16 protein-coding genes and 1 riboswitch are annotated in these 20,402 nt (G+C 64.4%); of the genes, 10 read left to right on the plus strand and 6 right to left on the minus strand.

Translation table 11 applies throughout. From position 1 onward, the window contains the following. Positions 1-53 precede the first annotated feature (53 nt). Positions 54-2,273: a catalase/peroxidase HPI gene (gene katG / locus HHA01_RS06745; RefSeq protein ID WP_141319004.1), complete on the minus strand. Its 2,220-nt coding sequence runs from the start codon at positions 2,271-2,273 to the stop codon at positions 54-56. Between the two features lie 371 nt (positions 2,274-2,644). Here katG and HHA01_RS06750 point away from each other — a divergent pair, with 371 nt between their 5' ends. Both HHA01_RS06750 and HHA01_RS06755 read left to right on the plus strand, forming a co-directional pair. After that, positions 2,645-4,144, plus strand: coding sequence for a CoA-acylating methylmalonate-semialdehyde dehydrogenase (locus HHA01_RS06750; protein WP_141319006.1), 1,500 nt, complete (start codon positions 2,645-2,647; stop codon positions 4,142-4,144). Positions 4,145-4,181: 37 nt separating this feature from the next. Next, positions 4,182-5,393: an amino acid deaminase gene (locus tag HHA01_RS06755; RefSeq protein ID WP_141319008.1), complete on the plus strand. Its 1,212-nt coding sequence runs from the start codon at positions 4,182-4,184 to the stop codon at positions 5,391-5,393. A 190-nt stretch (positions 5,394-5,583) separates the two neighbouring features. Here the strand turns inward: HHA01_RS06755 and HHA01_RS06760 are convergent, their stop codons facing one another. After that, on the minus strand, positions 5,584-6,021 hold the full coding sequence (locus tag HHA01_RS06760; RefSeq protein WP_141319010.1) for a hypothetical protein: 438 nt from the start codon (positions 6,019-6,021) through the stop codon (positions 5,584-5,586). 357 nt (positions 6,022-6,378) lie between these two features. Further along, positions 6,379-6,491, plus strand: a riboswitch (TPP riboswitch). Here HHA01_RS06760 and HHA01_RS06765 point away from each other — a divergent pair. The 3 genes from HHA01_RS06765 (at position 6,481) to ilvD (ending at position 10,406) form a co-directional block, all read left to right on the plus strand. Then, positions 6,481-7,887 (plus strand): SLC5/6 family protein, encoded by a 1,407-nt coding sequence (locus HHA01_RS06765; protein ID WP_141319012.1) that lies wholly within the window; start codon positions 6,481-6,483, stop codon positions 7,885-7,887. Its footprint overlaps the riboswitch before it by 11 nt. Then, positions 7,884-8,588: a TenA family protein gene (locus tag HHA01_RS06770; RefSeq protein ID WP_141319014.1), complete on the plus strand. Its 705-nt coding sequence runs from the start codon at positions 7,884-7,886 to the stop codon at positions 8,586-8,588. The genes HHA01_RS06765 and HHA01_RS06770 overlap by 4 nt, the downstream gene beginning before the upstream one ends. Before the next feature lie 129 nt (positions 8,589-8,717). Then, entirely contained in the window at positions 8,718-10,406 is a 1,689-nt protein-coding gene (ilvD, locus tag HHA01_RS06775) for a dihydroxy-acid dehydratase (RefSeq protein WP_141319016.1), read from the plus strand. Between the two features lie 88 nt (positions 10,407-10,494). Here the strand turns inward: ilvD and HHA01_RS06780 are convergent, their stop codons facing one another. Together HHA01_RS06780 and HHA01_RS15000 are read right to left on the minus strand one after the other, a co-directional pair. Then, the gene (locus HHA01_RS06780; protein WP_141319018.1) at positions 10,495-11,178 is read right to left on the minus strand and encodes a hypothetical protein; all 684 of its coding nucleotides are present in this window, start codon (positions 11,176-11,178) and stop codon (positions 10,495-10,497) included. A 70-nt stretch (positions 11,179-11,248) separates the two neighbouring features. Next, positions 11,249-11,530 (minus strand): XRE family transcriptional regulator, encoded by a 282-nt coding sequence (locus tag HHA01_RS15000; RefSeq protein WP_141319020.1) that lies wholly within the window; start codon positions 11,528-11,530, stop codon positions 11,249-11,251. Between the two features lie 275 nt (positions 11,531-11,805). On the opposite strand from HHA01_RS15000, the gene HHA01_RS06790 reads away from it, so the two are divergent. The 3 genes from HHA01_RS06790 to HHA01_RS06800 all read left to right on the plus strand — a co-directional run bounded on the left by HHA01_RS06790 (position 11,806) and on the right by HHA01_RS06800 (position 15,442). Next, the gene (locus HHA01_RS06790; protein WP_141319022.1) at positions 11,806-12,768 is read left to right on the plus strand and encodes a TAXI family TRAP transporter solute-binding subunit; all 963 of its coding nucleotides are present in this window, start codon (positions 11,806-11,808) and stop codon (positions 12,766-12,768) included. Next, a complete protein-coding gene (locus HHA01_RS06795; protein ID WP_141319024.1) occupies positions 12,768-13,373 on the plus strand; it encodes a DUF1850 domain-containing protein in 606 nt (201 codons plus the stop codon). The genes HHA01_RS06790 and HHA01_RS06795 overlap by 1 nt, the downstream gene beginning before the upstream one ends. 65 nt (positions 13,374-13,438) lie before the next feature. Next, the gene (locus HHA01_RS06800; protein WP_141319026.1) at positions 13,439-15,442 is read left to right on the plus strand and encodes a TRAP transporter permease; all 2,004 of its coding nucleotides are present in this window, start codon (positions 13,439-13,441) and stop codon (positions 15,440-15,442) included. Between the two features lie 113 nt (positions 15,443-15,555). On the opposite strand, the gene HHA01_RS06805 is transcribed toward HHA01_RS06800, so the two are convergent. Continuing rightward, positions 15,556-16,254 carry a YbaY family lipoprotein gene (locus HHA01_RS06805; protein WP_218023785.1) on the minus strand — a complete coding sequence of 233 codons (699 nt, stop codon included), beginning with the start codon at positions 16,252-16,254 and terminating at the stop codon, positions 15,556-15,558. A gap of 264 nt (positions 16,255-16,518) precedes the next feature. On the opposite strand from HHA01_RS06805, the gene purE reads away from it, so the two are divergent. After that, on the plus strand, positions 16,519-17,028 hold the full coding sequence (gene purE, locus HHA01_RS06810) for a 5-(carboxyamino)imidazole ribonucleotide mutase (protein ID WP_141319028.1): 510 nt from the start codon (positions 16,519-16,521) through the stop codon (positions 17,026-17,028). 21 nt (positions 17,029-17,049) lie between these two features. Then, the gene (locus HHA01_RS06815; protein ID WP_141319030.1) at positions 17,050-18,162 is read left to right on the plus strand and encodes a 5-(carboxyamino)imidazole ribonucleotide synthase; all 1,113 of its coding nucleotides are present in this window, start codon (positions 17,050-17,052) and stop codon (positions 18,160-18,162) included. Positions 18,163-18,193: 31 nt separating this feature from the next. Here HHA01_RS06815 and HHA01_RS06820 read toward each other — a convergent pair whose 3' ends face one another. Next, positions 18,194-20,398 (minus strand): heavy metal translocating P-type ATPase, encoded by a 2,205-nt coding sequence (locus HHA01_RS06820; protein ID WP_141319032.1) that lies wholly within the window; start codon positions 20,396-20,398, stop codon positions 18,194-18,196. Positions 20,399-20,402: the final 4 nt, after the last annotated feature.

Here is a 20,402-nt window from a genome sequence, read left to right on the forward strand (position 1 = left end):
GGTGGCGAGGCGGCTTGCGGTGGTTTCAGTCCGGCCGGCGGACGCTGTGGCGATCAGCCGAGGTCGAAGCGGTCGGCGTTCATGACCTTGTTCCAGGCGGCGACGAAATCCTTGACGAACTTCTGCTTGGCATCGTCCTGGGCATAGACTTCGCTCAGCGCCCGCAGCTGCGCATTGGCACCAAAGACCAGATCGATCCGGGTGGCGCTCCACTTGATCTCACCGGTCTTGCGGTCGCGGCCCTCAAAGACGTCTTCTTCGTCGGAGACCGCCTGCCAGTCGGTTGCCATGTCGGTCAGGTTGACGAAGTAGTCGTTGGTCAGACTGCCGGGGCGGTCCGTCAGGATGCCGTGCTTGACGTCACCGTAGTTGGCGCCCAACGCTCGCATGCCGCCCATCAGCACTGTCATCTCGGGGGCGCTGAGGCCCAGCAGCTGGGCGCGGTCGAGCATCATTTCCTCGTCACGAATGGCGAACCTGGTGCGGCGATAATTGCGGAAGGCATCGGCCTCGGGACGCAGCACCTCGAAGGAGTCGGCATCGGTCTGTGCATCGGTGGCGTCGGTGCGACCCGGCGAGAAGGGCACTTCGATGTCGTGACCGGCCTCGCGGGCGGCCTTCTCGATGGCGGCGGCGCCGCCGAGCACGATCAGGTCGGCCAGCGAGATTCGCTTGTTGCCGGCCTGGGCGGCATTGAAGTCGTCCTGGATGCCTTCGAGGGTCTCGAGCACCTTGGCCAGCTGCTGCGGCTGGTTGACCTCCCAGTCCTTCTGCGGCGCCAGGCGGATGCGGGCGCCGTTGGCGCCGCCGCGCATGTCGGAGCCACGGAAGGTGCTGGCGGAGGACCAGGCGGTATAGACCAGCTCGCTGACCGTGAGACCGGACCCCAGCAGCTTGCGCTTGAGTTCCGCGACATCCTGGGCATCGACCAGCTCATGATCCACGGGCGGTACCGGGTCCTGCCAGATCAGGTCTTCACTGGGCACTTCGGGGCCCAGGTAGCGGTCCTTGGGGCCCATGTCGCGGTGCGTCAGCTTGAACCAGGCCCGGGCGAAGGCATCGGCGAAGGCTTCCGGATTTTCGTGGAAACGCCGCGAGATCTTCTCGTAGGCCGGGTCGTAACGCAGCGACAGGTCGGTGACCAGCATGGTCGGCGCGCGACGCGGGGAGTCGGGCTCGGGCCCGGGCATTTCATCGCCCCGCGCGTCCTTGGCGATGAACTGGTAGGCGCCGGCCGGACTCTTGGTCAGCTCCCATTCATAGCCGAAGAGGTTGTCGAAGAAGTAGTTGCTCCACTGGGTAGGCGTCTGGGACCAGATGACCTCGGGACCGCCGCCCATGGTGTCTTCGCCCATGCCCTTGCCGTGGCGGCTCTTCCAGCCCAGCCCCATCTGTTCGATGGGCGCGGCTTCCGGTTCGGCCTCGACCTGCTCCTCGGTGCCCGCGCCATGGGTCTTGCCGAAGGTGTGGCCGCCGGCGATCAGGGCTACGGTCTCTTCGTCGTCCATGGCCATGCGCGCGAAGGTTTCGCGGATGTCGTGGGCGGCCTTGACCGGGTCGGGCTCGCCTTCGGGGCCCTCGGGGTTCACATAGATCAGGCCCATGTGGGTGGCGCCGAGCGGGTTTTCGAGTTCCCGCTCCTGCTTGTCGACGATGCGCTCGTCACTGCCGAGCCATTCCTTTTCGGCGCCCCAGTAGATGTCGTCCTCGGGTTCCCAGGTGTCCTCGCGGCCGCCGGCGAAGCCGAAGGTCTTGAGCCCCATGGATTCCAGGGCCACATTGCCGGCCAGTACATAGAGGTCGGCCCAGGAGATTTTGTTACCGTACTTCTGCTTGATCGGCCAGAGTAGGCGACGCGCCTTGTCGAGGTTGACGTTGTCGGGCCAGCTGTTGAGCGGCGCGAAGCGTTGCTGGCCGCCACCGGCCCCGCCACGGCCATCTCCCATGCGGTAGGTGCCGGCACTGTGCCAGGCCATGCGAATCATCAGGCCACCATAGTGGCCGAAGTCGGCCGGCCACCAGTCCTGGGAATCGGTCATCAGTCGGGTGAGGTCCTGCTTGACCGCGGCAAGATCGAGTTTCTTGAATTCCTCGGCGTAGTTGAAGTCCTCACCCAGCGGATTGGAGCTGCCGGTGTGCTGATGGAGGATGCCGATGTTGAGCTGGTTGGGCCACCAGTCACGGTTTTCCGTGCCTTGGCCCCGAACATTGGTATTACTGCCGTGCATGACGGGGCACTGACCGGCGGACCCGCTGTTGTGATGTTCGCTCATGGTGTATCTCCTCGATTGCTGACGGTCCTGGATGTGACGCCGCAGTTAAAGAACCTGATGCCGAAAACCGGGTCTTTCCCGAAGAAATCGCGGTTTTCGCAGCGTGCCTTTTCATTATCAATTTATGCCGTGTTGCCGGGACGTGACCAACTGCCTTTGCCAACCATCGTGATAGTGACGTTTTATGGCGCTGTGGCGGTGCCGGCTCGACGCTCACCCGAGACGGGCGGACGCGGTACCGACTATTGGCGCGTTGTGGCGCGACACGCCGTCTGGCTAGACTCGACGTCATCAGGGGCCTGTCAGAGCGCGGCGTGATACTCCGCCTGACGTGCCCTGGCGCGTTTTCCCTTCGTTACAGGAGCATGCTCATGTCCGTGCGCGAAATCCCGATGTATATCGATGGCCAGGCTGTCCTCTCTCAGAGTCAGGATAAGCGCGATGTGGTCAATCCGGCTACCCAGGAAGTGGTGGCCAGTGTGCCTTTCTGCTCGGTGGAGGACGTCGACCGCGCCGTGGCCAGTGCCAGGCAGGCCTTCAGGAGCTGGCGCAAGGTGCCGCTGGCCCGCCGTCAGCGCATCATGCTTGAGCTGCAGGCGTTGATTCGCGAGCACAGCGAGGAGCTGGCCGCGCTGATCACCGAGGAGCACGGCAAGACGCTGCCGGATGCCGCCGGCGAGGTGGGGCGTGGCCTGGAAGTGGTCGAACATGCCTGCTCCATCACCTCCCTGCAGCTTGGCGAGCTGGCCGAGAATGCCGCCAGCGAGGTGGATGTCTATACGCTCAACCAGCCGTTGGGCGTCGGGGCCGGCATCACGGCGTTCAACTTCCCGATCATGCTGCCCTGTTTCATGTTCCCGCTGGCCATCGCCACCGGCAATACCTTCGTGCTCAAGCCGTCCGAGCAGGACCCGAGTGCCACCATGCGGCTGGTCGAGCTGGCCCATGAGGCGGGAGTGCCGGCGGGCGTGCTGAATGTGGTGCATGGTGGGCCGGAGGTCGCCAATCGGCTGTGTGACCATCCGGACATCAAGGCGATGTCGTTCATCGGTTCGACTCATGTCGGCACCCAGCTGTATCGGCGTGCCAGCGAGGCCGGCAAACGCGCCCAGGCGATGATGGGCGCCAAGAACCATTGTGTCGTCATGCCGGATGCCAATCGCAGCCAGGCCATCAACAACCTGCTGGGCTCGGCCTTCGGCGCCGCCGGGCAGCGCTGCATGGCCAACTCGGTGGTGGTATTGGTGGGCGAGGCCCGCGAGTGGCTGGCGGATCTGGCCGAGGGCGCGCGCCGCATGGTAGTAGGGCCCGGCACCCAGCGCGATGCCGACCTCGGGCCCCTGGTCTCGCCGGCGGCCAAGGCACGGGTGGAGGAGCTGATTGGCGTGGGTGAGCGCGAAGGAGCCACGCTGCTGGTCGACGGTCGCGGCTGCCAGGTGGACGGGTATCCGGATGGCAACTTCGTCGGCCCGACACTGTTCAGCGATGTCACGCCGGAGATGACGATCTATCGCGAGGAGGTCTTCGGCCCGGTACTCTGTGTGGTGGCGGTGGAGACGCTGGATGAGGCCATCGACTTCATCAATGCCAACCCCAATGGCAACGGCACCTCGATCTTCACCAACTCCGGCTGGGTCGCGCGGCGCTTCGAGTCCGACATCGACGTCGGCCAGGTGGGCATCAATGTGCCGATTCCGGTGCCGGTGGCCTATTTCAGTTTCACCGGCTCGCGAGGGTCGAAGCTAGGCGACATGGGCCCCAACGGCAAGCAGGCCGTTGCCTTCTGGACGCAGACCAAGACCGTTACCGCCCGCTGGTTCGAGCCCGAAAACGTTTCCAGCGGCATCAACAGCACCATATCGCTGAGTTGATTCGGCGCGTCATGATTCGTCAGCCAAGAGAGGTTGCATGCAGGATTCGTTATCGAAGCTGGGCCACAAGGGCACACCGGAACTCGGGCCATCATTGCTGGGCGGAGTGAGCCTGCCGGCGGCGGTGCTGCATGAGGCGGCGCTGGCGCATAATCTGGCGTGGATGCAGCGTTTCGCCGAGTCGCATGGCGCCCGGCTGGCACCGCACGGCAAGACCACCATGACGCCGGCGCTGTTCCGTCGCCAGCTCGAGGCGGGGGCCTGGGGCATCACCCTGGCCACCGCGCCACAGTGTCGCGCGGCCTTCGCCAGTGGCGTCGTGCGCGTACTGATGGCCAACCAGCTGGTGGGCCAAGCCAACATGGCAATCATCGCCGAATTGCTCGAGGCGGGCGCTGACTTCCATTGCGTGGTCGATAGTGAGGACAACGCCCGGGAACTCGGGCACTTTTTCGCCCAGCGCGACCTGACGCTCAAGGTGCTGATCGAGCTGGGCGTCGCGGGCGGCCGTACCGGTTGCCGCTCCGTCGAGTCGGTCAAGGCGCTGGCGCGGGTCGTCGATGCCGAGCCGGGCCTGGCCCTGGCCGGCATGGAGGGCTACGAGGGCGTGGTGCATGCCGAGGATCCGGTACCGGCGATTCGCGATTATGCCACGCGGCTGGTCGAGGCGGCGCGTTGCCTCGACGACGAGGGGCGGTTCGCCGTGGACCTGCCCATCATCACCGCGTCGGGGTCGGCCTGGTACGACCTGATCGCCGAGGCCTTCGATACGGCCGAGCTGCGTCGACGCTTCACGCCGGTGATTCGTCCCGGCTGCTATGTGGTGCATGATCACGGCATCTACCGCCAGGCCCAGCAGGGTGTGCTGTCACGCCGCCCCGATCTGCACGCAGGCCTGCGCCCGGCGCTCGAGGTCTTCGCCCAGGTGCAATCATTGCCGGAACCCGGCCTGGCGATCGCTGCGCTCGGCAAGCGCGATATCGGCGCCGATCAGTTGCCCGAGCCATTGCGCCGCTATCGTGAGGCCGGCGCGGTAGACGAGGTGCTGAGCGTCGAGGGTTGGGAGATCACCAGGCTGATGGACCAGCATGCCTTCATCCACCTGCCGGACTCGGCCGACGATGTGCGCATCGGTGATGTGGTGGCCTTCGGCGCCTCGCATCCCTGCCTGACCTTCGACAAGTGGCGGCGGATCTGCCGGGTCGATGAGCGGCTGGACGTCACGGAGGTCATGGACACTGCTTTCTGAGCAACAAAAAAAGGCCATGACGTCCCGGTTATGGCCTGATCAAGGGAAGGTACTGCGCTGTCTGCTCCAGAGGTTCGTGGTAATGAGTGAACACCTCGCTGATGGATCAAGTAGTGGTTTCGTCGAGCCTGTGTCTACTGCCGCCTTGGTGATGATGTCTCATGCTCCAGATGAAGTCGGGTGAGGCATATCAGCGGTAGGTCAGGCGCATGTACCCCGGTGATTGCTGCAGGTACTGCATGATCTGGCCTTCCCCGCCTGTCAGGCGCTCACCGTCCAGTGTGTGCCAGCTTTGTTCAGCCGTGTTGGTTGCCGTGACCTCTCGAGATACACCCTGCTCACTGATGTAGCACTCTGTGCGCGGCAGCGAGTTGGTGGTCTGCATCTGCGTTTCGCAGCCCGGCTCTGAAATAGCACCCTGAAACCTGATAGTGCTGCCTGCGGCGATGGCCTGTGTCGTGATCATTAAGCCTGCCACCAGGCAGGTACCAGCTGCCATCCACATCGAGCGACCGAAATGTGCCTTCCGCTGGTGTTTCAGTTTGCCTTGCTCAATGCGCTCGACAGCTTCAGGGCCTTCGCTGGCCGTAGCGACCTTGTGTTGGCGATGGCGAATGAGGGTAGTCATTTTGACCTCCCATGAAGCTTGGGCATTGAATACAGCTCCTGTGTGAATCTCTCCTGAGCTGTGTCTATTAACAATAGTTCATTTAGAGTATGACACAAGTAGTAATAAATGGTTTTATTGTGCTAATTCGATGATGGCATGATTTGTAGATTATAATCATGCTTTTATGAGATAGGGGTGAGCCAGGAAGGTGGGGCCCGGGTTCGCCGCAGGGCTTGCTGTACCGGGGCCAGCATCCTCGGGTCGATGGACTGGAACCAGAGTTAGCATCGGGCCGATGATGTGGCATCATGGGCACGCGTTGATGGCAGGGTCGCCATGTCATGGCCGATCCGCTCAGCGCCTCACAATTCAATTCACTGTCGCCAGGGGAGCCCCACCCGCTATGCCGGGGCTGAGAGAGCGTCCGACGCTGACCCTGGAACCTGATCCGGTTTGTACCGGCGGAGGAAGAGCGACATGCCTTACCTGACGTCAGCCGTGCTGGGCGCGGCACTGTTGTGTTTTGCCTTTCTGGGCCTGCGGGCCCGCCGGGCCGAAGGCCCCCTCGATGACTATGTGACGGCGCGTAACTCACAGAGTGCGCGTTCGTTGGGTATTTCCTTTCTGGCCTCCGGCATGGGGGCCTGGATTCTCTTCGCCCCGCCCGAGATCGGCGCCATGGTGGGGCCATTGGCGCTGCTCGGTTATGCGTTGGGGTCGGCCCTGCCGCTGGTCGTGCTCAGCCTGTATGGGCCGGTGATCCGGCGCTACCTGCCCGAGGGACGCAGCATCGGCGAGTTTGCCGAAGCCTGCTATGGCGCCGGGGTGCGCCGCTGGGTCACCCTGGTGTCGATTCTCTACATGGGCTGTTTTCTGGCGGCCGAGCTGACCGCCATCGGTGCCATTGCATCGCTGCTCTCCGAAGTGCCGTCGAGTGCCGTGGTCATCGGGGTGGCCCTCGTTACCCTGACCTACACGGCGGTCGGCGGGCTGCGTGCCAGCCTGGCCACGGATCGTTGGCAGGGCTGGTTGCTGCTGGCGTTACTGATCCTGGTGACGGGGGTCGTGCTCTGGGTGCTGCCGCCCATGCCCGAGCAGGCGTCCCTGCCGCAGACACCGCCGGTGGATGCCCTCGCGGTGGCCCTGACCCTGGTCATCGCCGTGACCTCCGCCGAGCTCTTTCATCAGGGCTACTGGCAGCGGGTGTGGGCCGCCGAGGACCAGCGTGCCCTGGGGCGTGGCGCCCTGCTGGGTGGTGTCGGGGTGCTGTTGGTCATCATGGCCATCGGTGGCCTGGGCATGCTCGCGGTCATGCATGGGTTGCCGCTCGGTGAGCCGCCCATGCCGTTCTTTGCCCTGCTGTCCGAAGCGCCGGGCTGGCTGGCCATTCCGGCGCTGGTGCTGGCCGTGACGCTGGTCGCCTCGAGTGTCGACACCCTGCAGACGGCCATTGCCTCGCTGGTGGTGGCCGGTTCCGGCCGCAGCGGCCTGTCCGTCGGCGCGGCGCGCCTGGTGACCGTGGGCCTGATGTTGCCCGTGGTGGTCATTGCGTTGCAGGAACTGTCGGTACTGCGCCTGTTCCTGATTGCCGACCTGTTGTGCGCCGCGACCATCGTGCCGGTGCTGCTCGGCGTCTGGCGACGCATGGGCTCGCTGGCGGCAATGGTCGGCGGCATGGCGGGTCTGGTGGGTGCTGTTGTGCCCGGTTGGTGGGCCCAGGGCAGCCTGCTGGCGGGCATTCAGGCGGCGAGCTTTCCGGGTGGCATTCCGGCGCTCGCGCCCTTTGTCGGGGCCCTGCTGGCGTCGGCGCTGGTCAGCGTGGTCATCGCCATGGCCTGGCCGGCTCCGCGTGCTTCCCTGACAAGCGACGGAGGCGATGCATGAGTAGTATTGCCGAATGGACGCAGTGGGCCGAGCGTCAGGCGTCGCCGCGCCTGACTGAGTGGTTGCGGGAACTCAGCGAGCCGGACTGGTCGCGGACCGTGCACCACCCGTTATTCGATGCGCTGGCCGCCAGGCGACTGACAGACCAGGAGTTCGCCGCCTACATGGTGCAGGACTATGGCTTCGTCGACCCCTTTACCGCTTTGCTCGGACAGGCGATCGGTCACGCTCCCTGTATGCAGGATCGGGTCGTGCTCGGGCAGTTCATGGGCATGCTGACCAGTGACGAGAACAGCACCTTCCAGCGTACCTTCGAGGCCTACGGTGTGTCGGCCGAGGCCGAGTATCTGCCGGCCACGCGTGATTTTCGACAGCTGTTGAAGGATACCGCCCTGCATCAGGAGGGCGCTCGGAGTACGCGCTATGCCGAAATGCTGGCCGTGTTGGTGGTCACCGAGTGGCTGTACCTGGAGTGGGCCACGCGTGTCGAGCGCGCGGAGGGGCTGCAGCCATTGATGGAAGAGTGGATCGATCTGCATGACAATCCTGAGTTCCGAACTTTCGTTGCCTGGTTGCGGCGGCGCCTGGAGGAAGAAATGTCCCGGCTGGAGGATGAGGCGTTCGTGGGTGTGGTAAAACGATTTCGCGAAACGGTGGCTTGTGAGCGCGCTTTTCACGATGCCGTTTATCACGCTGACTGAAGTGGCGGCGCGCTGTATGGCCCAATCGGCGGCATCGGTGCGCGGCAAATGCGCTGTTTACGGGTTGCCAGGCAGACCGCGGCCAGTCACCCTTTAAAGCCTGACTAGCAATCCGAAAAGGGCCTCAGCATGAGCAATACTCCAAGTGATCCACGCCGCCGGCATTCCGCCCCGGTGGTCGATGGTGTCGGCAAGTCGGCCAGTCGCGCGATGCTGCGCGCGGTTGGCTTTTCCGATGAAGACTTCACCAAGCCCCAGGTCGGGGTGGCCTCGACCTGGAGCCAGGTGACGCCGTGCAACAGCCATATTGCCGAGCTGGCGGAGCAAGCCAGCCAAGGCGCCGATGCCGCCGGTGGCAAGGGCGTGATCTTCAACACCATCACCATTTCCGATGGTATCGCCAACGGCACCGAGGGCATGAAGTATTCCCTGGTGTCGCGGGAGCTGATCGCTGACTCCATCGAAGCCGTGGCGGGCTGCGAAGGGTTCGACGGCGTGGTGGCCCTGGGCGGCTGCGACAAGAACATGCCGGGCTGCGTGATGGGACTGGCGCGTCTGAATCGCCCGGGTGTCTTCGTCTATGGCGGCACCATCATGCCCGGTGCCAACCATACCGATCTGGTGTCGGTGTTCGAGGCCATGGGAGCGCACAGCCGCGGCGACATGGACCTGATCGACGTCAAGCAGATCGAGGAAACGGCGATTCCCGGCCCCGGCTCCTGCGGCGGCATGTACACCGCCAATACCATGGCCTCGGCGATCGAGGCGCTGGGCATGAGCCTGCCGGGCAGTTCGGCGCAGAATGCCGTCTCGGACGACAAGCGGGCGGACAGCCATGCAGCCGGCGAGGCGGTGCTGAACCTGCTCGACAAGGACATCAAGCCGTCGGACATCATGACCCGCGAGGCCTTCGAGAACGCCATCACGGTGGTCATCGCGCTCGGCGGCTCGACCAATGCCGTGCTGCACTTGATTGCCATGGCCGACACCATCGGCGTGTCGCTGAGCCTCGAGGACTTCACCGAGATTGGCCGCCGGGTGCCGGTGCTGGCCGATCTGCGCCCCAGTGGTCATTACATGATGAGCGAGCTGGTCGCCATCGGCGGCATTCTGCCGTTGATGAAGATGCTGCTCGAGGCCGGCATGCTGCATGGCGACTGCCTGACGGTGACCGGCAGGACCCTGGCCGAGAACCTGGCGGACGTGGCGCCGTACCCGGTAGATCAGTCGATCATCGCGCCGCTCGACGCCCCGCTCAAGAACGAGAGCCACCTGCGCATTCTCTACGGCAATCTGGCGCCGGAAGGGGCCGTGGCCAAGATTACCGGCAAGGAGGGCACCCACTTCACCGGCACGGCGAGGGTATTCGGCTCCGAGGAAGAGGCGCAGGCGCGCATCAATGATGGCGTGGTGGTCGCCGGGGACGTCGTGGTCATTCGCTACGAGGGGCCGCGGGGCGGTCCGGGCATGCGCGAGATGCTGACGCCGACCTCGGCGATCATGGGGCGCGGCCTGGGCGATCAGGTGGCCCTGATCACCGACGGTCGCTTCTCGGGCGGCAGCCATGGCTTCGTGGTCGGCCATGTGACGCCGGAGGCCTTCGATGGCGGCCCGCTGGCGCTGGTGGAGGATGGCGATACCATCACCATCGATGCCGAGGCCAACACCATCGATGTGAGCCTGGATGACGCGGAGCTGAAGCGGCGTCGTGCGGCCTGGCAGCGCCCCGAGCCGCGTTATACCCGTGGCGCCCTGGCCAAGTATGCCAAGGTGGTCAGCTCGGCTTCCATGGGTGCGGTGACCGACCGCCTGGATTGAACCGGTAGAACGCGCCATGAAACACAAAAAGGGCCCGATGAGCGGGCCCTTTTTTGTGATTGCCGGGTGCCGGGCGCGCGCGGGGCGCTTACTCCGAGACGGCGGAGCGCATCATGTCCTCCAAGGACTTGGCGTTTTCGGGCAGCTCAAAAATGGCTGCGTCGGGTGTGGTATCCGACAGTTCGGCGAGCTGGAAACGGTCGCCGAAACGCAACATCCCGAGCCCACGCTCCTGCAGCTCCATGGCGATGGGGTCCGGCTCGCCGGTCATGGTGCGCTGGTAGTCATGGAAGGCCGCCATCAGTTCGCGGACCTGAGCGTCATCCGTCAGGACGAGTTCGTCGTCATGGAAGGTGCCGCTCTTGTCGGTCCACTGAAGGTTGTAGACGTCACCTTCAAGTCCGGCGATGGTTTCGGTTCCGCCTGTGGCCTCCAATGAGTCCACCTTCTGCGCTTGCTTGCCGGTCATGGTTTCGGCCTGGCCGCCGCCCATGCGTTCGGCCATTTTCTTCATCTTGGCCATGTCCATGATCATGGTCTGCCCCTGCATCTGGGTGACCATGTAGCCCTTGCCGTTACGCAACAGCATGAAACCGGCCTGGGACTGATCGGGAAAATCCATGCGCAGCTTGTCGCCGGCCCAGCGGACCTTCATGTTGACGCTGTCCTGATTGGAATGAGCCTGCAGGGTAGCCTGACCATCGGCCAGTGCAGGAGTGGCAACGGCCAGGCTCAGGCCGCAGGCGATCAGGCTGGTGGCGAGATATCGCATGGCGCGTCTTCCTCTTGAAGCAGTTCGTGGCGTGGTGATCCCCCGGCGTACAAGACGCTCGGCCAGGCGGTCAGGACGTCGAAAGTTCATGGTCAATGGTCTCTCGCAGGATCTGCAGGTCCTCAAGCGAGAGTTGTTCCAGGCGACCGGACAGCAGGTCACTGACCTTTTGCAGGGGCAGGCCGGCGCGACGGGCGATGTCGCGGCTACCCAGATCGGAAACGGCGATCAGCCGGGTGATGATGCGCATCAAGCGCGTGCGTTGCTCCAGGTCCCTGACATCGAGGTCAGGGCAACTTCGTGGAGGAGGATCGCTGGGATCCGAATCGCAGGTGTGACTTACCGTACTCATGTGGCTCCAGTTGGACGGATCGACAGGGACAGCATGACGCCTTTTTCACACGTTCGCCAGTCTTGTGCAAGCTTGTCGCGCAAGTCGGCGATGGGTAGCGTGGGCGAGGCGGCAAGCAGGCCTTTGCTCCCGGGGGGCAAACGTGGAATTCCTGGCTGGCCCCCGCCGCACGGGGCTGCTAGCGTTTGCAGGGCAGCCGAGGCTGTCATCGATAACACGACAACAAGATGTGATCTGACCCGATCGCAGCGAATGTACCGCAACGGAGGTTATTCATGCGCGCTATCAATTACGCTCTCGCGGCTTCACTACTGGTGGCTGCACCGGCGGCCGTCGCCCAGCAACAGCTGTCCATTGCGACCGGTGGTACCGGTGGCACCTATTACCCCTACGGCGGCGGCCTGGCCGAGCTGATCAATGAGCACGTCGAAGGCTATGATGCCGTGGCCGAAGTGACTGGTGCCTCGGTGGAAAACATGGGCCTGGTCTGGCGCGGTGATTCCGATATGGCGCTGGCGCTGGCTGATACCGTCTATCAGGCCTATAACGGCACCGGTGACTTCGAGGGTCGCCAACTGGAAAACATTCGTGCTCTGGCCTCCGTCTACCCGAATGCGGTGCAGATCGTGACCATGGCGGATTCCGGTATTGACTCGCTCTCGGATCTCGAGGGCAAGACCGTCTCGGTGGGCGCTCCCGGCAGCGGTACCGAACTCAATGCTCGGGCGGTGCTGGAATCCAACGGCATCACCTATGACGAAATCGAAGAACGCCGATTCAATTTCAATGAAACCGCCGATGCCTTGCGTGATGGTGATATCGATGCCGGCTTCTGGAGCGTGGGCCCACCCACCAGCTCGATCATGAACCTGGCCACCACCCGCGACATTCGCCTGATTGGCCTGACGGACGAGGAAGTCGCCAATGCTCGCGAGGCGTCTCCGGTATTTGCGCCCTATCAGCTCCGAGCCGGGCTCTACGAGGGTATGGAAGAGCCGGTCCAGACCATCGGCATTCCCAATATCCTGGCGACCAGTGCCGAGATGGACGAGGAGCTGGCCTATCAGGTCACCAAGACGCTGTTCGAACACACGGATCAGCTGATCGCCATCCACCCGGCGGCCAATGACACCACCGTGAAATTCAGTGTCGATTCCACGCCGATTGCCTTTCATCCGGGCGCGCTGCGCTATTACGAAGAGCAGGGTGTCGAAATCGCCGATCACCAGCGCCCCTGATGCGCTGGCGCACCTTGTTGCCCGGCCTGGCGAAGCGTCTCCTGCGGCCGGGCCGGTGCTGGCCGGTCGTCGCCCTGGGAAGCGCACTGATATCTGGCCCGGCTATTGCCGATTGCGCGGCTTACCAGCTGCGTGTCAGTGATGCCGGGGGACGCACTCTGGTGACTCTGCCCATGCCGCCAGGGGCTGGCTGGTGCCTGGCCTGGAATCACTCGGTGGAAGGCTTCGCCGTGCATGATTGCTACCGCAATCGCGATGGGCGCATGGTGCTCGAGCGAAGCCATCTCCCGGACTTTGCCGCCGGCCTCGGCCATATTCCTGGCCGCGGTCGTCAGGTCTCGGACGGCCAGGGCGGTTACTGGATCGAGGATATCGACGAGCCAGTGCCCGGCGATGCCTACCGGCTTCGGGTCGGGGGAATGCGGGTCGACCACCGCCTGGTCAGCCGCCCCCGGGGGGCGAGCCTTGCGTCGCTGCTGGAAGATGCCCGTGACTGCGGCGCTGGCGATCACTATCCGGCGGTCGGTAAGCCACCGGTGGTGATCAGCCTGAGCGAAAGGGCCGCTAATCAAGCCGTAACGTTAGGGTTGTACCCCACACCTTGAGACACTTCGCCGCCTCGGCATCGAGCCTTGGCGGCGCTTCAATTCGCTGTTGCGAGAGACTATTCATGAGCGAATCGGGCAATTCCCCCATTATTCCCGGTAGCCAGGCCCAGCACTCGCGGCCCGTGTTGTGGCTGATCACCCTGGTGGCCGTGGCACTGTCGCTGTTCCAGCTTTATTCCGCCGGTATCGAACCCCTGGGGCTCTTCTACCAGCGCAGCCTTCACCTGATGCTGATCATGATGCTGGCCTTTCTGATGTTTCCGGTATTCGGGCCTCGGCGCAAGCGGGGCATGGTCGGCGGGTTGATCGACCTGGCATTCTTCGCTGGGGCATTGGTGACCGGTAGCTATTTGACGCTGTTCCTTGACGAGATTATCAACCGCGCCGGTTTCTGGAATCAGACCGATATCTTCATCGGCTGCATCGCCACCGTCACCGTTCTCGAAGCGAGCCGTCGGGCGGTCGGCCTGGGTATGACGATCATCGGTCTGGTTGCCATCCTCTATGCCTTCGCCGGTCCCGAGGGCGAGCTGCCCTGGCTGGGCCAGTTCCTGCCCGGCATTCTCGAACACCGGGGCTACGATCTGTACCGCCTGTCGGGTCAGCTCTATCTGGGGCAGGAGGGCATTTTCGGCTTGCCAATCGGAGTGGCGGCCACCTATATCTTCACCTTTGTGCTGTTTGGCGCCTTCCTGGAAATTACCGGCGCCGGCAAGTTCTTCATCGACCTGGCCTATGCGGCCACCGGCAAGCAGCGTGGTGGGCCGGCCAAGGCCGCGGTCATCGCCTCGGCCGGTATGGGCTCGATCTCGGGCAGCGCCATCGCCAATGTGGTGACCACCGGGGCCTTTACCATCCCGCTGATGAAACGCCTGGGCTATCGCCCGCATCAGGCGGGCGGCATCGAGGCCGCCGCATCCACCGGCGGGCAGATCATGCCGCCGTTGATGGGCGCGGGGGCCTTCCTGATCGCCGAATACACGCGTATGCCCTACCTGGAGGTGGTCAAGGTCAGCATCCTGCCGGCGGTCATGTATTTCGGCACCGTCTATCTGTTGGTGCACATCATTGCGCTCAAGCAGGGCATGCAGGGCATGAGTCAGGACGAACTGCCGAAGGTACGCGATGTCATGGGCACTGGCTGGCATTTTCTGCTGCCCCTGGCGGTACTTATCTGGTTGCTGGCAATGAACCTGTCGCCCTCGCGGGTGGGTTACTACGCTATCCTGACCATTCTGCTGGTGACGGCTCTGCGTTTTATCATCTGGATGGTCTTCGTGGGCCCCAGGCAGGGCCAGCCGGTCACGCTGAGTGCCGTCATGCTGGCGCTGCGCAATGGGGCGCTCAAGGTGATCGAGGGCTTGGAGCTTGGTGCACGCAATGCCGTGGCGGTGTCCATGGCCTGTGCGGTGGCCGGCATCATCGTCGGGGTGGTGGGGCTGACGGGGCTCGGCTTGAAGTTCTCGTCGATGATGATGGCCTTCTCCAACGGCCATCTGCTGCTGGCCCTGGTGATGGTACTGCTGGCCAGCCTGGTGCTGGGTATGGGCCTGCCGGTGACGGCCAGCTATATTGTGCTGATCGTGCTGGTGGGGCCGGCATTGACTGCCGAGTTCGGTGTGCCGCTGCTGATCGCGCACCTGGTGGTGTTCTGGTACTCCCAGGATTCCAATGTCACGCCACCGATTGCCCTGGCCGGCTTTGCCGGCGCGGCGATCGCCGGGGCCAAACCCATGGATACCAGCTTCCAGGCCTGGAAATTTGCCAAGGGGCTCTACCTGATTCCGCTGTTCATGGTCTATAACCCGGAGATTATCGTCGGCGGACCGTGGTGGTTGCTGGTGTGGACGGCATTGACCGGCTTTCTGGCACTGGGTGCTTTCGCTGCGGTCCTGGAGGGCTACCTGTTTACACGCATGTCGTTACCCGTACGCCTGGTGCTGGTACCAGCGGTGATCGCCGTCTTCTACCCGAGCCTGATGGCCGAGGTAGTGGGCGCGGCGGTGATGCTGGGGCTGATCGTCGGCAACTGGCTGGTCAGTCGGCGCGAGGCGGCGGTGGCGTGAGCGCCCGCCGTTGCATGGGCGTGACGGGGCGCGAGTCAGTGTCATTCTGACCCCGGGCCCCGCCCGGCACATGATTGCTGTCTGGCGGGGCCCGGGCTCTCAGGGGCGGCCGTTCACTGAGCCGGTTGTTCGGAGTCGGTGGAAGCGTCCGGCGTGGGTTCCTGCATGTCGGTGGCCTGCTCGTTGACCTCGCCCAGTGAGTCGGCCGTTTCACCCTGTCCCTCGGCGTTTGCGGCTTCTTCCTGGAGCATTTCCTGCTGCGCTTCCTGCAGACTGCTGCCATCCGGGGTGGCATTGACGGGTTCCAGAACCAGGGTCACGGTTCCCGTTTCGGCTTCGGCCCCGACCCGGACGACATGCCGCGATGTGGTGGTCCACAGCAGCTCGCCCTCGTCGCCGTGCAGGGCGGCGCGCAAGGTATGGGTATGCTCGGGATTCACCTCGCCGGTGGTGTAGTCGAGGCTGAATTCGGCCGGTACCTGGTTGCCGGGTGCCACCTCGGTTTCGGCGATGGTGGTCGCCGGGGCATCGGCACGCGAGATATCGCGCAGGCTGATAGTGACACTGGCGCCCTCGGGCAGTGGGATGTCCGTGGCGGAGAACTCCAGCACACCCTCGATACGGCGTGTCACGGACTCGCCTGCCGAGCCGTTCTGCTCATCACCGGCGTCCGACGCTGCGTCGGCCTGTGTTGTGTCCTGCTCCGAGGAAGGGGGCTCGGCATTATCCTGCTGTGCCTGCTTGGCATCATCGCAGCCCGCCAGGGCGAGTGTCCCGGTGAGGGCGGCGATCATTAGCAGGTGACGTTTCATGAGCATACTCCATAACGGCGTGGGTGCAGGGACTCGATATGTGACCAGATATTAACAATCTAGTTCGCGATCGGCATGCATTCCGTCGGTGTCGGGTGCGCATCCCTGGCATGGCCGGGGGATCATGGCTGGGAACGGCATTCGGGTAAGGTAGGCATGGCGTGGCTCTGCTAGAATGCCCGATTTCGACTTGTCCGGGCACCGATGCGTCTTGCATGCGGTGTCATCAGTGTTGGGTGAAGCCTGTTTCGCGAGGAGCCTTGAATGCCAGCTAACGACTCGCCGCGCGTCGGCGTCATCATGGGATCCCAGTCCGACTGGCCCGTCATGGAGCATGCCGTCGATATGCTCGAACGCCTCGGGGTCGCGTACGAGACGCGGGTGGTGTCGGCCCACCGTACGCCGGACCTGCTGTTCGATTACGCCAAGTCGGCTGCCGAGCGCGGCCTGCAGGTGATTATCGCCGGTGCCGGCGGTGCGGCACACCTTCCGGGCATGGTGGCGTCCCAGACGGCACTGCCGGTACTCGGGGTGCCGGTGGAGTCCAAGTCCCTCAAGGGGATGGACTCGCTGCTCTCCATTGCCCAGATGCCCGGCGGTGTGGCCGTGGGCACGCTGGCCATCGGCAAGCCGGGCGCCATCAATGCCGGCCTGCTGGCGGCGCAGATCGTCGCCCTGCAGGATGCCGCGGTGCGCCGGGCGGTGGAGAGCTTCCGTGCCGAACAGACCGACAAGGTGCTGGACAACCCCGACCCGCGTCCCCATTCAGAGTGATCTCAGCGAGGTAAACCAAGCATGAATATCGGTGTACTGGGTGCTGGCCAATTGGGTCGCATGCTGGCCCTGGCGGGCTATCCACTGGGCAATCGCTTCACCTTCCTGGATACCACCGGCAACCCGAGTGCCGGGATCGGTGATGTCATGGTGGATACCGACCAGCAGCACCTGACGGAGTTTCTGTCCAAGGTCGATCTGGTGACCTACGAGTTCGAGCACTTGCCGGTGCCGCTGGTGCAGGCCATCGAGGAACACAAGCCGGTGCATCCCTCCAGTGAGGCGATCCGCGTCTGCCAGAACCGCGCCGAGGAAAAGGCACTGTTCGATCGGCTCGCCATTCCCACGCCGGCCTATCGTCTGGTCGAGAGTGCCGAGGCGCTCGAGGCGGCGGTGCGCGAACTGGGCACCCCGGTGGTCGCCAAGTCGGTGACCGATGGTTATGACGGCAAGGGCCAGGCGGTCATCAAGGACCCGGCCAACGCCGCCGAGGCCTGGCGCTCGATCAACCATCCGCGGCTGATCGTCGAAGCCTTCGTCGACTTCGTGCGCGAGGTATCGATCATTGCCGTGCGCGGCCGCGATGGCCAGGTGGTCTTCTATCCGATGGCCGAGAATCTGCACGTCGACGGCATCCTGCGCTATTCGCTGGCGCCCATGCCGGACCTGGACGCGGCTGTCCAGCAAACCGCTGATGAGTACATTCGCGCCCTGCTCGACGAGCTCGACTATGTCGGCGTTCTGACCCTGGAGCTCTTCCAGGCGCGTGACGGTAGCCTGCTGGCCAACGAGATGGCGCCGCGCGTGCACAACTCCGGCCACTGGACCATGGACGGCGCGGTGACCAGCCAGTTCGAAAATCATCTGCGTGCCATCCAGGGACTGCCACTGGGCGACACGGCGGCCCGCATGCCGTCCTGCATGGTCAATGTGATCGGCCAGGAAGGCGAACCGGCGCGCCTGCTCGAGATCGAGGATGCGCATCTGCATCGTTACGGCAAGGGCGAGCGCCCCGGCCGCAAGCTGGCCCACGTCAACCTGATGGCACCGACCCACGAGGCTCTGGTGGAGAAGGTAAGGGCCTGCGCGGCCCTGTTGCCCGGCGCCCCGGCGCCGCGTTTCAGTTTCGAGTGACGCTGACCCCCGGGTAGCCTGCCCGGGTGGCTCAGGACGGTTGACGCAACAGCCGCAAGCCGTTGCCGATGACCAGTAGGCTGGAGCCCAGGTCGGCGAACACCGCCATCCACAGGGTGGCGTGACCGGTGAAGGCCAGCACCATGAAGACGGCCTTGATGCCGAGTGCCAGCACGATGTTCTGGATCAGCACGGCGTGGGTGGTGCGTGACAGGCGCAGGAAGGTCGGCAGCTTGCCGAGGTCGTCGTCCATCAGTGCCACGTCGGCGGTTTCGATGGCCACGTCGCTGCCGGCCGCGCCCATGGCAAAGCCAATATCGGCACGTGCCAGGGCTGGCGCATCATTGATGCCGTCGCCGACCATGCCGGTCACACCGTGGCGGCTTTGCTCCTCGATGATGGTGAGCTTGTCCTCGGGCAGCAACTCTCCTCGCGCGCTGTCGATGCCGGCTTCCTCGGCGATGGCGGCCACCGCGTGTCGGTTGTCGCCGGAGAGCATCAGGGTCTTCACCCCCAGGCCATGGAGGGCCTTGATGGCGGCCAGGCTGGTCGGCTTGAGCGGGTCGCGCACGGCGAACAAGGCCAGTACCCGATCGGCTGAGCCGAGTGCCACGACGCTGGCGCCGCGCCGCTCCAGCGCCTCGATGCGCTCGGTGAGTGTTGCGTCGAGCAGGCCATGGGCATCGGCCAGCCGGCGGTTGCCGAGCCATAGCGCCTGGCCATCTAGCTGGCCTTCGACGCCTTGTCCCGGTTGTTCGCGGAAGTGTTCAAGGGAGTCGTCGCTGCTGGCATCGTCGGCCGCCGAGGCGAGGGCATGATGAATGGCAGCAGATACGGGGTGGGTCGAGCGTCCGGCCAGTAACGCGGCCTGCCGCGACAGGCTGTGTTGTTGCTCCTCCGAGTGTGTGCCAAGCGCTTCCCAATGCTCCAGCGTCGGCTTGCCCTGGGTCAGGGTGCCGGTCTTGTCGAGCGCTACCCAGCTCAGGCGCTTGCCTTGCTCCAGGAAGCGGCCACCCTTGATCAGGATGCCGGCTCGGGCGGCAGCCGATAGGCCACTGACGATGGTCACCGGCGTGGAAATGACCAAGGCGCAGGGGCAGGCAATCACCAATAGCACCAGGGCGCGGTAGACGCCGTCCAGCCAGGCGCCACCAGCGACCCAGGGCCAGGCCAGGGCGGTGAGTATGGCCAGAACAAAGACCACGGGTGTGTAGACGGCGGCGAAGCGGTCGATGAAGCGCTGGGTAGGCGCCTGACTGGCCTGGGCTTGTTCCACAGCGTGAATGATGCGTGCCAGGGTGGTGTCGTTGGCCGCCTTGGTAGTGCGGATGTCGAAGTCGCCGTCGTGGTTGATGGCACCGGCGAAGACCGAGTCACCCGGGGACTTGTCGATTGGCAGGCTTTCGCCGGTGATCGGCGACTCATCGAGGCTGGGGTTGCCACGCACGACCTCGCCGTCCAGCGGTAGACGCTCACCGGGAAGGATGCGCACTATCTCGCCGATGGCCACGTCTTCGGCGGCCACGGTCTCCCATTCGCCTGCTTCCGTGCGCCGCCGAGCCTGACGGGGCGCGCTGTCGAGCAGGTCGCGGATGGCGCGACGGGCACGGGTCAGAGAGCGGGATTCCAGGTGTTCCGCAAGCGTGAACAGTACCATCACCATGGCCGCTTCCGACCAGTGGCCGATCAGCACCGCCCCGGTCACTGCCACGCTCATCAGCGCGTTGATGTTGAGGGTGCGGTGACGAATGGCCACCCAGCCCTTGCGCCAGGTCGGCAGGCCCACCAGTGCGATGGCCAGGAGTGCGAGAAACGGGGAAAGCCAGATCGTCCAGGGCCAGGGTGTCCAGCCAACGACTTCCGCCCCGAATGCCAGCAGCCCCGCCAGTATCAGCCGCCCCCAGTTCGGCTCGTCACTCTCCGGTGCTGCATCGGTGTCATTTTCATCATCCAGGGGACGGGGCGTCATGCCCAGGTCGCGCACGCGCGCCTGTAGCGCCTCGGTATCGGCGTCGTGATGATGAATGCTCAGAATTCGGCTCATCAGGTCGAACTCCAGGGCGGCGACGCCGGGTGCCGGGTTCAGGGCCTTGCGCAGCAAGGCTTCCTCGGTGGGGCAGTCCATTTCCTGGATGCGCAAGCGCAGCGTGTCGCTGTCAGCCGGGGCGGTCACGGTCTCGCGAGGTTCAGCTTGATGGCCGCAGCAGCCATGTTGATGAGAGGTGTCATCGGACATCTCG

The organism is Halomonas halmophila (genome assembly GCF_006540005.1).
Lineage (GTDB): Bacteria > Pseudomonadota > Gammaproteobacteria > Pseudomonadales > Halomonadaceae > Halomonas > Halomonas halmophila.